The sequence below is a fragment of the Burkholderia sp. Se-20373 genome, assembly GCF_017104705.1.
In the GTDB taxonomy this organism is placed as follows: domain Bacteria; phylum Pseudomonadota; class Gammaproteobacteria; order Burkholderiales; family Burkholderiaceae; genus Burkholderia.
The window spans coordinates 13,228-28,925 of the sequence record NZ_JAAGPH010000108.1 but is presented as its reverse complement, the minus strand read 5'-3'; the positions used below and the strand labels follow the sequence as shown (position 1 = coordinate 28,925).

The 15,698-nt window shown below is 68.2% G+C and carries 15 protein-coding genes and 1 tRNA gene; 2 read left to right on the top strand and 14 right to left on the bottom strand.

The annotated features are described in order from the left end of the window. Positions 1-157 precede the first annotated feature (157 nt). Complete coding sequence (gene rodA, locus G3N96_RS27830) at positions 158-1,306, top strand: rod shape-determining protein RodA (protein WP_089461779.1); 1,149 nt, start codon at positions 158-160, stop codon at positions 1,304-1,306. 21 nt (positions 1,307-1,327) lie between these two features. Here the strand turns inward: rodA and G3N96_RS27825 are convergent, their stop codons facing one another. The 14 genes from G3N96_RS27825 to def all read right to left on the bottom strand — a co-directional run bounded on the left by G3N96_RS27825 (position 1,328) and on the right by def (position 14,155). Beyond that, a complete protein-coding gene (locus G3N96_RS27825) occupies positions 1,328-2,104 on the bottom strand; it encodes a tetratricopeptide repeat protein (RefSeq protein ID WP_206139187.1) in 777 nt (258 codons plus the stop codon). Continuing rightward, positions 2,101-2,886, bottom strand: a complete 786-nt coding sequence (locus G3N96_RS27820; RefSeq protein WP_206139186.1) for an aldolase/citrate lyase family protein — start codon at positions 2,884-2,886, stop codon at positions 2,101-2,103. The genes G3N96_RS27825 and G3N96_RS27820 overlap by 4 nt, the downstream gene beginning before the upstream one ends. 307 nt (positions 2,887-3,193) lie before the next feature. After that, the gene (gene queD, locus G3N96_RS27815) at positions 3,194-3,646 is read right to left on the bottom strand and encodes a 6-carboxytetrahydropterin synthase QueD (RefSeq protein WP_011353563.1); all 453 of its coding nucleotides are present in this window, start codon (positions 3,644-3,646) and stop codon (positions 3,194-3,196) included. A gap of 18 nt (positions 3,647-3,664) precedes the next feature. Beyond that, positions 3,665-4,297: a 7-carboxy-7-deazaguanine synthase gene (gene queE / locus G3N96_RS27810; RefSeq protein ID WP_011353564.1), complete on the bottom strand. Its 633-nt coding sequence runs from the start codon at positions 4,295-4,297 to the stop codon at positions 3,665-3,667. Between the two features lie 75 nt (positions 4,298-4,372). After that, the gene (gene queC, locus G3N96_RS27805) at positions 4,373-5,107 is read right to left on the bottom strand and encodes a 7-cyano-7-deazaguanine synthase QueC (RefSeq protein ID WP_043184736.1); all 735 of its coding nucleotides are present in this window, start codon (positions 5,105-5,107) and stop codon (positions 4,373-4,375) included. A gap of 358 nt (positions 5,108-5,465) precedes the next feature. Next, positions 5,466-5,541, bottom strand: a tRNA-Phe gene (locus G3N96_RS27800). 61 nt (positions 5,542-5,602) lie between these two features. Further along, the gene (gene esaR / locus G3N96_RS27795) at positions 5,603-6,304 is read right to left on the bottom strand and encodes a response regulator transcription factor EsaR (protein ID WP_021163978.1); all 702 of its coding nucleotides are present in this window, start codon (positions 6,302-6,304) and stop codon (positions 5,603-5,605) included. Beyond that, complete coding sequence (esaS, locus tag G3N96_RS27790) at positions 6,305-8,719, bottom strand: sensor histidine kinase EsaS (RefSeq protein WP_206139185.1); 2,415 nt, start codon at positions 8,717-8,719, stop codon at positions 6,305-6,307. It lies immediately after the preceding gene. After that, on the bottom strand, positions 8,709-9,299 hold the full coding sequence (locus G3N96_RS27785; RefSeq protein WP_206139184.1) for a DUF4390 domain-containing protein: 591 nt from the start codon (positions 9,297-9,299) through the stop codon (positions 8,709-8,711). The genes esaS and G3N96_RS27785 overlap by 11 nt, the downstream gene beginning before the upstream one ends. Continuing rightward, positions 9,296-10,687 carry a 16S rRNA (cytosine(967)-C(5))-methyltransferase RsmB gene (gene rsmB, locus G3N96_RS27780; RefSeq protein ID WP_206139183.1) on the bottom strand — a complete coding sequence of 464 codons (1,392 nt, stop codon included), beginning with the start codon at positions 10,685-10,687 and terminating at the stop codon, positions 9,296-9,298. Before rsmB ends, G3N96_RS27785 begins: the two co-directional genes overlap by 4 nt. A 232-nt stretch (positions 10,688-10,919) precedes the next feature. After that, positions 10,920-11,777, bottom strand: a complete 858-nt coding sequence (htpX, locus tag G3N96_RS27775) for a zinc metalloprotease HtpX (RefSeq protein WP_011353570.1) — start codon at positions 11,775-11,777, stop codon at positions 10,920-10,922. 100 nt (positions 11,778-11,877) lie between these two features. Then, complete coding sequence (locus tag G3N96_RS27770; protein ID WP_206139182.1) at positions 11,878-12,513, bottom strand: LysE family translocator; 636 nt, start codon at positions 12,511-12,513, stop codon at positions 11,878-11,880. A gap of 120 nt (positions 12,514-12,633) precedes the next feature. Then, positions 12,634-13,617 (bottom strand): methionyl-tRNA formyltransferase, encoded by a 984-nt coding sequence (gene fmt, locus G3N96_RS27765; RefSeq protein WP_206139181.1) that lies wholly within the window; start codon positions 13,615-13,617, stop codon positions 12,634-12,636. Between the two features lie 34 nt (positions 13,618-13,651). Continuing rightward, positions 13,652-14,155 (bottom strand): peptide deformylase, encoded by a 504-nt coding sequence (def, locus tag G3N96_RS27760; RefSeq protein ID WP_006477461.1) that lies wholly within the window; start codon positions 14,153-14,155, stop codon positions 13,652-13,654. Between the two features lie 185 nt (positions 14,156-14,340). On the opposite strand from def, the gene dprA reads away from it, so the two are divergent. Further along, positions 14,341-15,687 (top strand): DNA-processing protein DprA, encoded by a 1,347-nt coding sequence (dprA, locus tag G3N96_RS27755; RefSeq protein WP_241022850.1) that lies wholly within the window; start codon positions 14,341-14,343, stop codon positions 15,685-15,687. Positions 15,688-15,698: the final 11 nt, after the last annotated feature.

The window sequence follows — 15,698 nt, the reverse complement described above, 5'->3', positions numbered from 1 at the left end:
GGGCCGCGAGCCTGCCGCCGATCCGGCGCCCGCACCGGCCACGCCGGCCCGCCAGCGATGCGCAGCCGCTCGTCGCCACGCCGCGCGACGACAATCACCGTGCAACGGCCCCCGCGAAAGCGGCGGACGCCGGCACCGCTCATTAACGGAGAAAGGCATGCAATTCGACAAGCGCGCCTGGCTCGACAAGATCAAGCAGATGTTCGCGGGCTTCGACCGCCCGCTCGCCCTCATCGTGTTCCTGCTGCTGTGCGTCGGCATCGTCACGCTGTACAGCGCGGCGATCGACATGCCGGGCCGCGTCGAGGACCAGTTGCGCAACATCCTGCTGACGTTCGTGCTGATGTGGGTGATCGCCAATATCCCGCCCACGACGCTGATGCGCTTCGCGGTCCCGCTCTACACGTTCGGGGTCGCGCTGTTGATTGCGGTCGCGCTGTTCGGGATGACCAAGAAGGGCGCGAAGCGCTGGCTGAACGTCGGCGTCGTGATCCAGCCGTCGGAAATCCTCAAGATCGCGACACCGCTGATGCTCGCGTGGTACTACCAGCGCCGCGAGGGCGGGCTGCGCTGGTACGACTTCATCGCCGCGTTCGGAATCCTGCTGGTACCGGTCGGGCTGATCGCGAAGCAGCCCGACCTCGGCACGGGCCTGCTCGTGTTCGCGGCCGGCTTCTTCGTGATCTACCTCGCCGGCCTGTCGTTCAAGCTGATCGTGCCGGTGCTCGTCGCGGGCGTGATCGCGGTCGGCTCAATCGCGGTGTTCGAAGAGCGCATCTGCCAGCCCGAAGTGCAGTGGCCGCTGATGCACGATTACCAGAAGCACCGCGTGTGTACGCTGCTCGACCCGACTTCCGATCCGCTCGGCAAGGGCTTCCACACGATCCAGGCCGTGATCGCGATCGGCTCGGGCGGCGTGCTCGGCAAGGGCTACCTGAAAGGCACGCAGGCGCACCTCGAATTCATTCCGGAGAAGCACACCGACTTCATCTTCGCGGTGTTCTCCGAGGAATGGGGGCTCGTCGGCGGGCTCGTGCTGCTGACGCTGTACATGGCGCTGATCGCGCGCGGGCTCTATATCGCCGCGCAGGGTGCAACGCTGTTCGGCCGCCTGCTCGCGGGCTCGCTCACGCTCGCGTTCTTCGTCTATGCGTTCGTCAACATCGGGATGGTGAGCGGCGTGCTGCCGGTCGTCGGCGTGCCGCTGCCGTTCATGAGTTACGGCGGCACCGCGCTCACGACGCTCGGCATCGCGATCGGGATGATCATGAGCGTCGGGCGGCAGCGGCGGTTGATGAAGAGCTGACCGCGCGGCGCGCGCCCCGGCTCACGGCGGCGGTGCGTGCGCCCCGCCCGGTTCCGCACCGGCGCCCGATGCCGGCCCCTGCGCCTTGAGCCGCGCACTCAGCTCCTTGAATTTCAGCCCGGCCGTCTCGTCGCCCTGCGCGGCCGCCGCCGCGTAATACGCGCGCGCAATGTTGAGGTTCTGCGCGACGCCGTCGCCGCCGCGCTCGTAGAACGACGCGGTCACGTACTGCGCGGTCGGCTCGCCCGCGTCGGCGGCCTGCTTGTACCACGTGAACGCCTGCCGGTTGTCGCGCGGCGTGCCGCGCCCGTCGAGGAACTGGTTCGCGAGCGACAGCTCGGCCTGCACGTGCCCCTGCTTCGCCGCCCGCAGGAACCAGCGGTGCGCTTCGGCCGGATCGCGCGCGACGAACTCGCCGTCATCGAACATCCGGCCGTACACGTACTGCGCATGCGACATGTTCGCGTCGGCCGCGCGCTTCAGCCAGCGCAGCCCTTCGTCGACGTTCGCGGTCACGCCTTCGCCCGTCAGCAGCATCATCGCGTAGTTGAATTGCGCGAGACGGTCGCCGCGCTCGGCCGCGTCGTGGAACTGCACCAGCGCCGCACGAAAGTCGCCGGCGTTGTAGTCGGCGACCGCCGACTGCGTCTCGTGCGACGGATCGGGCTTCGCTTGCGGCGCGCCCTGCGCGGCGGCCGCGATCCACACGACCCACAGGCCGAACACCGCGCCGACCTGCCGGCGCCTCCCCAACCCACCCTGCGCGCGCCCACGGCATGCGCCATCGCCACCGCTCATGACCGCACCTCCTGCAGCGCCTGCCGCGTGGCGCGCAACAACCAGCTGACGTCGGCCGACACCGTGATCATCCGGTAGCCGGCCTCGCGATACTGGCGCGCGGCAGCCGTATCGCCCGCGAAGATGCCGACCGCGACGCCGGCCTGCCGGCCGGCCGCGAGCACGCGCGCCATCGCGGCTTCGACGTCCGGGTGACGGATGTCGCCAAGGTGCCCGAGGCTCGCCGCGAGATCGGCCGGGCCGACGAACAGGCAATCGATGCCGGGCAGCGCCGCAATCCGCTCGACTTCATCGACGCCGCGCGCCGATTCGATCTGCACGATCACCGCGACCTGCGCATTCGCCGTCTGCACGTAGTCGCGACGCATGCCGAACGCCGCCGCGCGCACCATGCCGGCGACGCCGCGCAGCCCGTCCGGCGAATCGGGCGACGGATAGCGCGTGAGCCGCACCGCGTGCGTGGCATCGTCGAGCGTCTCGATGCAGGGAAACATCAGCGTGCGTGCGCCCGCATCGAGCGCGCGCTTCACGAGCCACGGCTCACGCGCCGGCACGCGCACGACGGGCTCGCTCGGCAGATGGGCGGCGGCGATCGCGCGCAGCTGCGATGCAACATCGCGGCTGTCGTTCGGCGCGTGCTCCATGTCGATGCAGAGCCAGTCGTAGCCGGCATGCGCGAGCGCTTCCGCGGCCGAGTCGCTGCCGAGCGACAGCCACAGGCCGTACAGCGGCTCGTCACTGTCGCGCAGGCGTTGTTTGAGGGAATTGGTGAGCGTGCTCATCGATACGGCCTCCGGGACGGAACGGCAATCGAACGGGACAAGCAACGGGCAAAACGGAGCGCGGCGCGCCGGGCAGCATTGCACGGCGGCGCCAGGACCGGGCCCTGGAACGTTGGTCGGTTGTGGGCGGCCGATCTGACAGCGCCGGCCGAACGACCGCGCACGGCGGCGTTTTTCGGCGCCACGCAACGATCATAGCGCGGCGTTACGCGGAATGTGGAAACGGACGGGGAGCGAGGCGGGAGGGGCCGCCAGGTGCGGCGTCAGGCAGCCCGCACCGGCTGGCGGGGCTGCCGAGAAGGCGGGATCAGCGGCCGGGCTGGCGCTCGACGTCGGCCCAGCAGTTCGGCGTTTCGTACAGGCGCACGCGCTCGAGCCGCAGGTTCACGCCGTAGTGCGCGTCGTACACGTTCGCGAGGATGTCGAACGCGATCGCCGCGAGGTTCTCGACGGTCGGAATCCGGTCGATCACGACCGTCTTGTGGTCGGCCATCTGCTCGAGGAACGAGCGCACGACGTCGTCGCGCGCATAGACCAGGAACGCGTGGTCCCACTTGCCGACCAGGTGCTCCATCGCGAGCGCCTTCACGTCGGCGAAATCCATCACCATGCCGCGGTCGGGCGCCCCCTCGGTATCGACGAGATCGCCGCGCAGCGTGACTTCGAGCACGTAGCGATGGCCATGCAGGTTCCGGCACTGGCTGCGGTGGTCGGGAATGCGGTGGCCCGCGTCGAATTCGAGTTTTCGGGTAATCAGCACGATGTCAAAAGCCGGGGCTCAGGGAATGTTCAGATATTTGTGGGTCTGCATCGACAGCCGCCACTGCGGATGACGCTTGCACCAGTCGATCGCGAGCTTCGTATTGAGGTCGCGCGACGGGCCGTCCATCGGCTGGACGAGGTAATACTCGAAGTCGAGCTTCGCGTAGTCGGCCAGCCGCTGGTTGTCCTGTGGAATCACGACCTTCAGCTCGTTGCCCTTCGTGACGACGAGCGGCGCGTCGGCCTTCGGGCTCACGCAGATCCAGTCGATCGATTCGAGCACCGGCAGCGAGCCGTTGGTCTCGATCGCGATCTCGAAGCCGGCCGCATGCAGCGCGTCGACGAGCGGCTGGTCGAGCTGCAGCATCGGCTCGCCGCCCGTGCAGACGACGAAGCGGTGCGCCTCGCCCTCCGGCCACAAGCCGGCGATCGTCGCGACCAGCGCTTCGGCGTCCTTGAACTTGCCGCCGTTCTCACCGTCGGTGCCGACGAAGTCGGTATCGCAGAAGCGGCACACGGCCTCCGCACGATCCTCTTCGCGGCCCGACCACAGGTTGCAGCCGGCGAACCGGCAGAACACGGCCGGCCGGCCCGCGTTCGCGCCCTCGCCCTGCAACGTGTAGAAAATTTCCTTGACCGCGTAAGTCATCGTCCTTCGTCCGGCTCGCGCCGCTCGTTGTCGATCAGAATCCGTTAATCACCAGGCGCTGCCGTGGCTGCTGCATCACAGCGGCGCTTCGGTCACCCGCTCGCCCTTCAGGTACGCCTCGTAGCCGCGCTTGCGCAGCTTGCAGGCCGGGCATTCGCCGCAGCCGAAGCCCCACTCGTGCAGTTCCGCACGCTCGCCCACGTAGCACGTGTGCGTCTCGACGCGGATCAGTTCGACGAGCGCTTCGCCGCCGAGCTGTTCGGCGAGCTGCCACGTCTGCGCCTTGTCGAGCCACATCAGCGGCGTCTCGAGCACGACGCGCGTATCCATCCCGAGGTTCAGCGCGACCTGCAGCGCCTTCATCGTGTCGTCGCGGCAGTCGGGATAGCCCGAGAAATCCGTCTCGCACATCCCGCCGACCAGCACACGCAGCCCGCGGCGGTAGGCGATCGCCGCGGCGATCGTCATGAACATCAGGTTGCGGCCCGGCACGAACGTGTTCGGCAGGCCGTTCGCCGCCGTCTCGATCTCGATCGTGCGGGTCATCGCGGTATCGCTGATCGCGCCGAGCACCGACAGGTCGATCATGTGATCGTCGCCGAGCCGGTCCGACCAGGCGGGAAAGTCACGCTTCAGCGCTTCGCGCACGCCTTCGCGACATTCGAGTTCGACGCGGTGGCGCTGGCCGTAATCGAAGCCGAGCGTCTCGACCGTCTGGTAGCGTTCGAGGGCCCATGCCACGCACGTGGCCGAGTCCTGCCCGCCGGAAAACAACACGAGCGCGCCGTCTTTAGCGTCTGTCCGAATCACCGTGATACTCCGTGAATGTGTAGGCTCGCGTCGCGCTGCGCCCCGGGGCCGGCTGCCGCCGGGCGGCCCGACGCGTGCCGGCCTGGGCCGGCTCGACCAGTATAGGCAGCGCAATTGGCCGCGAACGCGGCGGAGCGCTTATACCGCCCATCGCGCGGCATCGTTGCCGCGCGCCACGGCGGCGCCACGCTGGCAGCCTGCCGTGCGCATGAAGCGATGCGCTAAGTTATTGAGCGGACACGGATTTTATCATGCCCTCATGAACACTGCCGGGCACGCCATCCCACACCACGCGTCACGCAAACCTCACCACAAACGAAAAACCCCAAGAACCTTCCGATTCTTGGGGTTTTAATTCTGGTGGCCTGGGTCGGAATCGAACCAACGACACGCGGATTTTCAATCCGCTGCTCTACCAACTGAGCTACCGGGCCAACGAAGAAGAGAAAGTATATCCACCCTTCGTTACTTGATCAAGTACTTTCACGAAATATTTTATACGGCGCCTTCGGACGGCTTCTTGCCGAGCTCCACACCGAGCTGCTTGAGCTTGCGATACAGATGCGTGCGCTCGAGGCCCGTCTTCTCCGCGACGCGCGTCATGCTGCCGTTTTCGCGCGCGAGGTGATATTCGAAGTACGCGCGCTCGAACGCATCGCGCGCTTCGCGCAACGGGATGTCGAACGGGATCGCGGCCGTCTGGCCCGCGAGGCCGAGTGCCGAAGCCATGTCGTCGCCGAGCGTCGGCAGCGCAGCCGCGGACGCCACCGCCGCGGGCCCCGCCGCCTGCCCCGCACCGGCTTTCGCCGCCGCGTTCGCGGACACTGGCGCCGCCCCGCGTGCGAGACCGTGCTCGACGGACTTCAGCAGCTTCTGCAGCGCGATGGGTTTCTCGAGGAAATCGAGCGCGCCGATCTTCGTCGCCTCGACGGCCGTATCGATCGTCGCGTGTCCGGACATCATGATCACGGGCATCGTCAGCAGCCCCTGCGCTGCCCACTCCTTGAGCAACGTCACGCCGTCGGTATCGGGCATCCAGATATCGAGCAGCACGAGATCGGGCGCCTGATTCAACCGGTATTCCCGCGCGGCCTGCGCGTTCTCCGCCGCCTCGACGACGTGTCCTTCATCGCTGAGGATCTCCGAGAGCAATTCCCGGATGCCCATTTCATCATCTACCACCAGGATGGTTGCCATTTACGCTGCCTTTGTCTGCTCACTTGCTTTTGTCTTGGCGGGGGCCGCCCCGTCCTGCACGCCCGATTCGGCGCCTGGCGCATCGCTCGCCATCTGCAGGAACAGGATCGACACCTGCGCACCCTCGACGGTCTCGCCGTGCATGCGATTGCGCAGATCGATCCGCGCACCGTGCTCATCGACGATCTTCTTGACCGTGGCCAACCCCAGACCCGTGCCCTTCGCCTTCGTCGTCACATAAGGCTCGAACGCGCGAGTCAGGATGCGCGCCGGAAAACCGGGCCCGTTGTCGGACACGGTAAGACGTACCGCGACGCGCGTTTTGCCCTCGGCGTCGGGATCGCCATATTCTACTGTCTTGGTTTCGATCAACACACGCGGATGCGCCGACTCCGCGACCGAATCCTGCGCATTCTGCAGCAGGTTGTGAATCACCTGGCGCAGTTGCGTCGCATCACCGCGTATCACCGGCAGCGACGGCGCGAGCTCGGCGACGATCGCGCTCTTGCCTTCGCCCACCCCGTACAGCCCGAGCACCTCGCTCGCCAGTTCGTTCAACTGCAGGTTCGAGAGCACCGCCGGCGGCGTGCGCGCGTATTCGCGGAAATCGTCGACCATCCGCTTCATCGCGGCGACCTGATTGACGATCATCGTCGCGCCGCGCTTGAGCACATCGGCATCGGGCGGGGCGAGCTTGTCGGACAGCTTCATCTGCAGCCGCTCCGCCGACAGTTGAATCGGCGTCAGCGGATTCTTGATCTCGTGCGCGAGCCGGCGCGCGACCTCGCCCCACGCGACCGAACGCTGCGCGGAAATCACGTCGGAGATGTCGTCGAACACGACGACGTAACCGGACGTCTGCGGATCGTCGGCCTGCCCCTCGACCGTCGACACGAGGCGCGTGCCGCGCACGAGCAACGTCAGCGGATCGGCTTCGCCCGGCACCTCGATCGCGAACTGCTGCTGCCAGTGGCCGCGATCGCCGCTGCCGCCGTCGGACGCCGCCTCGCGATCGGCGAACGCCTTGCGCACCATCGCGCCGAACCCGGCGGCCACGCCGATCCGGTCGAGCGTCGTGCCGATCAGCGCGTTGAACGGCTGCCGGAAGATCCGCTCGGCGCCGCGATTGGCCGTCGTCAGCCGGAACTGCCGGTCGAGCACGAACACGCCGGCCGTCAGGTTCGCGAGGATGCTCTCGAGATACGTCTTCGAATGCTCGAGCGCGACGCGGTTCTTCTCGACCGCGAGCCGCGCTTCCGACAACTGACGCGTCATCGCATTGAACGACTGCGTGAGGAAGCCGAGCTCGTCGCGCGTCTTGATCTCGCGCTTCGGCGTGTAGTCGCCTTCCGTGACCTCCTTCGTGCCCTGCGCGAGCAGGAACAGCGGCCGCGCGAGCTGCTGGCCGAGCGCGAGCGCGAGCATCATCGCGATGAAGGTCGCGAGGAACAGCGCCAGCGTCAGCGTGCCGATGTACATCTTGCGCAGCCCCGTGCGGCCGAGCGACTTTTCCTGGTACTCGCGATACGCGCGCTGCACGGCGTCCGCGTTGTGGGCAAGCGTCGGCGGCACCGGCTGCGTGAGCTGCAGGAAGCGTTCCGCCGGCTGCAGCAACGACGTCGATGCATCGGGAATCGGCCGCACGACGCGCAACCGCAGCGCGCCCTTCGCGCCGTGCGCGCGCGGGTCGCCGTCGACTTCACCCTCGATCGCCGCGTACGCGCCGTGTTCGCGCGCCTGGTTCAGCATCAGCGGCGTCGGCAGGTCGTCCGGAATCAGTGCCGCGAAATTGCCCGACGCCTGCGCGACGATATGCAGGTCGGGGGCCGCACCCGAGCCGCCGCGGCTCGGCTCGACGATCGTCGCGTCCTGCACGCCGAACTGGTCGCGCAGCCGCAGCAGCGTGAGCGTCGTGCCGTTGGTGTTCACATCGACGCTCGCGAGCTGGTCGGACATCAGCCGCGCCTTCGTCTGCAGATCGGACAGCGACGCATCGAGCATCCCGCGGCCGAGGTTCAGGCCGGCCGTCAGCGCCGTCTCGACGTTCACGTCGAACCACGACTCGATACTGCGCGACACGAACTGGTACGACACGATGTAGATGATCCCGCCCGGCACCACGCCGACGAGCGCGAAGAACACCGCGAGCTTCGCGAGCAGCCGCGTGCCGAACTTGCCCTTCCTCAGGCGTACGACGATCATCCCGATCAGCCCGAGCACCACGAGCAGGAACACGAGCGCGACGACGATGTTCGTCGCGTACAGCCACGAGTAGTAGCGGTCGAAGAATTCGGTGTTCGCGCTCGCGGCCGCGAGCAGCACGAGCAGCAGCAGCGCGGTGAGCGCGACGGTCGAGACGATCACGCGAATGAGGAGGCTCTTCCCGCTGGCCGCGCGGCGCACTTTATTTAGCACGTTCGGTCACCGTGAAGTTGAAGCGCTTCCAGTCCGACCCGAGCGTCCAGTCGCGGTTGTTCACGGCATCGACCTGGAACGGCTTCGGCATCAGCGCCGTATCGAGCTGCATCCGCACCGATGCCGTGTAGGTTTCGCCCGCGCGCACCTGGTTGCGGTCGATCACGTGCCACGACGTGATGTGACGGACCACCGCAAGCGCATCCTTCAGCGACGGGAAACCGAGCTGCAGGCCGCCCGTCGACACGCGATATTCGCGCGTGAGCGGCTGGAACGACAGGCGGATCGTCTGCGTCACCGCCACCGGCTGCTCGTCGAACCAGTACCAGCGCGCCCGGCTCAACTCGAAGTCGGTCGTGAAATAAAGCGGAATGCCCTTGTTGACGGCATCCTCGAGGTTCGGGTTCAGCTCGAAATCGAAACGTGCGTCGAGCGCCCAGCCGCTTCCGTCGGACTGGAGCGACGCGCGCTGCACGGCGATCGACTCGGCATGCGCCGGCCGGACGACAGTCAGGCACAGCGTCAACGCGACCATCAGGACGGCCGCGAGCCGAAGTGGAAAAAGGTGTTTGATCGTCACCGTTTCTGAAACCGCGCGTAGAAAAATCCGTCGTGATCGGTGTTCTGGTCGAGTGCGCCGGCGGCCGCCCCTCCCTGCACTCCGCCCGGCAGCAGCTGGCCGGGGGCGTCCAATCGTACCGCATCTTCACAGGCCGCTTCAAACCAGCGGGCCTGCCATTCGCCTTCCTCGGGGAAGACCGAACAGGTCACGTAAAGCAGTTCGCCGCCCGGCTTCACGAGCGGCCACAACGCGGCCAGAATGCGGCGCTGTTCCGCGACGAGCGCCGGGATGTCGGCCTCGCGGCGCAGCCAGCGAATGTCGGGGTGCCGACGCACGATGCCGGACGCCGAGCACGGCACGTCGGCAAGGATGCGGTCGAACGGGCGCCCGTCGTACCAGGCGTCGGGGGCACCCGCATCACCGACACGCACGTCCGCTTCGAGCGACAGCCGCACGAGGTTCTCGCCGATCCGTGCCGCGCGCGCGGCGTCGCTTTCCAGCGCGACGACGTCCGCATCGGCGAGTTCGAGGATATGGCCGGTCTTGCCGCCGGGCGCCGCGCATGCGTCGAGCACGCGCATGCCGTCGCGCGCACCGAGCCATTCGGCTGCGAGCTGCGCGCCGGCGTCCTGCACCGACACGACGCCATCGGCAAACCCCGGAATGCGATCGACCGGCAACGCCGATGCAAGCCGCACCGCATGCCGGCCGATCGCGGTCGCTTCGATCCCGTTCTCGCGCAACGTATCGAGATACGCGTCGACGCTCGCCCGGCGCGCGTTCACGCGCAGCGTCAGCGGCCCTTGCCGCTCGCCGGCCGCGAGGATCGCCTGCCATGCGTCGGCCCACGCGCGCTGCACCGAAGCGACCCACCACGCGCGGTAGTTCCAGCGCGCGACGACATCGTCCTGCAGCGCCGCGACGAGCGCGTCGCGCTCGCGCAGGAAACGGCGCAGCACCGCGTTGACCATCCCCTTCGCGAACGCGCATTCGCGGCGTGCCCCGATCACGGTCACGGCCTGGTCGACCACCGTGAACGCCGGATACGCAGCCTCGTCCGCCGGGTCGAGCAGCAGCGCGAACGCACCGGCGAGCACCGCGTGCACGTAGGCGGGCGGCGCCTTGCTGATGAGCCGCCCGATCAGCCAGTCCGCACTGCCGAGGCGGCGCATCGTCCGGTAAGCGACGTCCTGCGTCGCCCCGCGTGCGAGCGCCTGCGCACCGGACGGCATCTGCGCGAATACCGCCGACAGCGCCGCCGGCAGCGCGGTGCCGCGCCGCACCGCATCGACCGCCTGCGCGGCCGCGTCGAGTGCGAAGCCGAGCGAATCGGGCGCGAGATGCAGCGCGGACAGGCGCGCCGGGCGGCCGGAAGAAGACGGAGCGGTAGAACGGGTTCGTGTCATCGGAGCAAATTCGGCAAACAAGCGCGGCCAACGGGCACAGCAAGCCAATGCGGCAAACGGCGGGATCGCGGCGCCCGTGGGCCCTGCCATCCCAAACCGGGCATTGTAGCGTGCGATGCTGCCGGCCCTTCGGCCCCTTTACGGCACGCGCAAACGAAACACCCCGCAGCGCGAAGCATGCGGGGTGGTGTGACGGCCCCCGCGCGGCAACTGCCGCACGGTGTGCCGTGGCTTAGTCGAAGCGGCCGGTACGCGCCATCTCCATCAGGCGCGCGATGCGCTCCTCGGTGGCCGGGTGCGTCGAGAACAGATTCTGCAGGCCGCCTCCGTGCAGCGGGTTCATGATCATCATCTGCGCGGTGGCCGGATGCTGCTCGGCCGCCTGGAACGGGATACCCGCCGCATAGCGATGGATCTTGTCGAGCGCGGTCGCGAGCGATTGCGGATCGCCGGAAATCTGCGCGCCGCCGCGATCGGCTTCGAACTCGCGTGCCCGCGAAATCGCCATTTGGATCAGCGCGCCTGCGATCGGTGCGAGCAGCGCGACCGCGATACCCGCGATCGGGTTGGCCGGCCGGCCATTCTCGTCGCGCCCGCCGAAGAACATCGCGAAGTTCGCGATGGCCGAGATCGCGCCCGCCATCGTCGCGGTGATCGTCGAGATCAGGATGTCGCGGTGCTTCACGTGCGCGAGCTCGTGCGCCATCACGCCGCGCATCTCGCGCTCAGACAGCACGCGCAGGATGCCCGTTGTCGCGGCGACTGCCGCGTGCTCGGGGTTGCGGCCCGTTGCGAACGCGTTCGGCGCATCCTCGTTGATCAGGTAGACGCGCGGCATCGGCAGGTTCGCGCGCGTGGCCAGCTCGCGCACCATCCGGTAGAACTGCGGCGCCGTGTTCTCGTCGACTTCCTGCGCGTTGTACATGCGCAGCACCATCTTGTCCGAGAACCAGTAAGAGAAGAAATTCATGCCGAGCGCGAACAGCAGCGCGATCGTCATGCCCCGCGAGCCGCCGATCATCCCGCCGATCACGATGAACAGGGCCGTGATCGCGGCCATCAGCATCGCCGTTTTGACCCAATTGAACATACCCACTCCTTATCCGTCAGGGGACCCGCCGCGCGTCAAAGGGCACGGCGGAAAATTGTAAGCGTTTTGTTAGATAAGGTCTCGCCGGAAAAATTCAATCTCACCGTTGCGATGTTGCAAGACGAAGACCGAGGCCGACGAAAGCGCTGCCGACCGTGCGGTCAAGCCACTTCCTGACGCCCGGCTTGCCGGAGAAGCGCGCCGTGACACTGCCCGCGACCCACGCGACGAGGCTGGTCCACACCGTGCTCATCGCGACGAACACGCCGCCGAGGGCCAGGAACGCCCATGCCTTGTGCGGGCTGTCGGCCGACACGAACTGCGGGAAGAACGACACGAAGAACAGCACGACCTTCGGGTTCAGCACGTTGGTCCAGAAGCCCTGCATGAACAGCTGGCGCAGCGGCTTCGCGGCTTGCGTGGCCGCCGTGCCCGACGGCTCGGCCGCCTGCTTCGCGATGATCATCCGCACGCCGAGGTAGATCAGGTAGGTGGCGCCGACCAGCTTGATCACCGTGAATGCGGCAGCCGACGCCGCGAGCAGCGCGGTCAGGCCGAATGCGCAGGCGAGCGCGTGAACGCAGCAGCCGGCCGAAATGCCGAGCGCCGACATCAGCCCCGCGCCGCGGCCCTGCGCGACACTGCGGCCGACGATATAGGCAGTATCGGGGCCGGGCGTGACGTTCAGCAGGAAAACTGCCAGCACGAAGAAGCCGAAATGGGTGATGCCGAACATGAAAACCTCGAAACCGGGGAGCGCAGGGAAATTCTACGCGCGCCTGCCGCGCCGCGCGACTCGGCCATCCGGCCGATTGCGCACGCCCGGCAGGCCGTGTCGAATGGCGGTCAGGCCGCGTCAGGCAACGTCGTTCAGCGCGAAACGCTGGCCCGCGGCGAGCGGCGAGCCGGCCAGGAATTCGCGCGCGGGCAGCCGCTTGCCGCCCGGCTTCTGCAACTGGGTGACGCGCAACGCACCGCTGCCGCACGCGACGACCACGCCTTCCGGCGCGGCTTCGACGATCGTGCCGGGCGCCGCGTCGCCGCGCGCCGCCACCGGCTCGGCTGCCCACAGCTTGATCGCCGCGCCGTCGAGCGTCGCGACGCCGCCCGGGAACGGATCGAACGCGCGCACCTGGCGCGCAAGCACGTCGGCCGGCTTGCGCCAGTCGAGCGCCGCTTCGTGCTTGCCGATCTTTTCCGCATAGGTCACGCCGTCGGCCGGTTGCGGCGTCGCCGGCAGCACGCCGTCGCGCTCGAGCTGCACGAGCGCGTCGACGATCAGTCGCGCGCCTTCGGCGGCGAGCCGGTCGTGCAGCGTCGCGGTCGTCTCGTCGGGCGCGATCGCGATGCGCGCTTCCTCGATCATCGCGCCGGTGTCGAGGCCGATGTCCATCTGCATCAGCGTGACGCCCGTCTCGGCGTCGCCGGCCTCGATCGCGCGGTGGATCGGCGCGGCGCCGCGCCAGCGCGGCAGCAGCGACGCGTGAATGTTGATGCAGCCGTCGCGCGGAATGTCGAGCACTTCCTGCGGCAGCAGCAGGCCGTATGCGGCGACCACCATCACGTCATGCGGCGTCGAGCGCAGCAGCTCGATCGCGTCGGCCGCCTCGGCCGGGTACTTGCCCGCGCGGCGCAGCGACGGCGGTTGCGCGACGGGCATCCCATGCTCGACGGCGTAGCGCTTCACCGCGCTCGCCTGCAGTTTCATCCCGCGCCCGGCAGGGCGATCGGGCTGGGTGAGCACGAGCGGCACCGGAAAACCGGCCTCGTGGATCGCGGCGAGGGCAGCCGCGGCGAATTCCGGCGTGCCGGCAAAAACTACGCGCAACGTATGGGTCATGACAGCGTTCGGGGTCGGGCTGGGCGAACGCGCGTTACATCGCGCGTTCGAGTTTCTTCATCTTCGTCTTGATGCGCGTCTGCTTGAGCGGCGACAGGTATTCGACGAACACGCGCCCCATCAGGTGATCCATCTCGTGCTGGACGCACACGGCCAGCAGGCCCTCGCAGTCGAGCTCGAAGGTCTCGCCCTGCTCGTTGAGCGCACGCACGCGCACATGATCGGGACGCTCGACTTCGTCGTAGATACCGGGCACCGACAGGCAGCCCTCTTCATAGATCTGCTTGGCATCGCTCGACCACACGATCTCCGGGTTGATGAACGCGCGCAGCTCGTTCTTCTCCTCGGAGACGTCGATCACGATCACGCGCTCGTGCACGTCGACCTGCGTGGCCGCAAGGCCGATCCCCGGCGCCGCATACATGGTCTCGGCCATGTCGGCGACGAGCTTGCGGATCCGGTCATCGACCTTGTCGACGGGCTTCGCGACCTTGTGCAGCCGCTTGTCGGGGTAATGAAGAATATTGAGTAAAGCCATGGCGTTCGGTATTCGGTGGAGCGGCGTGCCGCATCGGCCATCCGGCCGGCTGGCGCTGCCGCCGGGATGCAATGAAGATGAGGCGGACGCGCGGCGAATCAATGCCGCGGATCACGCCTCCTGCAATTGGCCGGGCGCCTGCGCGCGCGGCCCTGTCGAGTATTTCGGATGATGAAAATTTTATCATGGCGCCACGCGGTCCGCTGGCCACCGCATTCGAGGGGCGCCTCATGTCGCCGCAAGCGCTGAACCCTTCCGCCGTGCGCGCGTGGCTGCAGCTCGCGCATGCGCCCGGCCTCGCCCCCGCCGCGCTGCAGGCACTGCTCGATGCGTTCAGCTCGCCGGACGCGTTGCTGCGTGCGCCCGACCACGCCATCGCCGCCGTAACCAGCGCCGCCGCCGCCCTGGCCGTGCGCGCAAGCGAGCGCGGCGATCTCGACGCGCGCACCGACGCCGCGCTCGCGTGGCTCGACGCGCCGGGCAATGCGCTCGTCACGCTCAACGATCCGGCCTACCCGCCGCGGCTGCACGACCTGCACGATCCGCCGCTGCTGCTATATGTAAAGGGCCGGCTCGACCTGCTGCACGCACGCAGTCTCGCCGTGGTCGGCAGTCGTCACGCCACGCCGCAGGGGCTCGCCGACGCAACGCGCTTCGCACGCGAACTGTCCGACGCCGGGCTGCCGATCGTGTCGGGCCTCGCGCGCGGGATCGACGCCGCCGCACATCGTGGCGGGCTCGACGGCCGGTCGGGCACGGTCGCGGTGATCGCGACCGGCGCCGATCTCGTCTACCCGGCGCGGCACCGCGCGCTCGCCCACGAGATCGCCGCGCACGGCGCGATCGTGTCGGAATGGCCGCTCGGCACGCCGGCCCGCGCCGCCCACTTCCCGCAGCGCAACCGGCTGATCGCCGCGCTCGCGGTCGGCGCACTCGTCGTCGAGGCCGCGCCGCGCTCCGGCTCGCTGATCACCGCGCGGCTCGCGAACGAACTGGGGCGCGATGTGTTCGCGATGCCGGGCTCGATCCATGCGCCGCTCGCGCAGGGCTGCCACGCGTTGATCCGCGACGGCGCGAAGCTCACTGCGGCGCCGCTCGATGTACTCGAGGAATACGGGCTGGGTGAATCGAACGTCGGCACGTCGGGCAGCGCGGCGTGTTCCGGGCATCCGTGCGCGGACACCGGCGACCACGGCGAAACCGAAGCCACCACTCAACGTGCCGCTAGCGGTGCGATCCACACTGGCGATGCCGTTCCGGCCACCGCGTCCACCCCAGACGAAGCACCGTCGCCGGCACTACCGCTGCCCGCCACCCCACCCGAGCAGGCCGTGCTGGCCGCATTGGGATACGGCCCCGTCACTTATGAATGGCTCGCCGAGCACAGCGGCCTGCCTGACGACGTGCTGCACCGCGCGCTGCTGGCGCTGGAACTGGCCGGCCGCGTCGCCAGCCTCCCCGGCGGACGTTTCGCGCGGCTTGACGCAGCGCGCACCCCGCCCGTGGACGGCGTGCTACATTCCCCCGCATAGGGGCGGCCAGG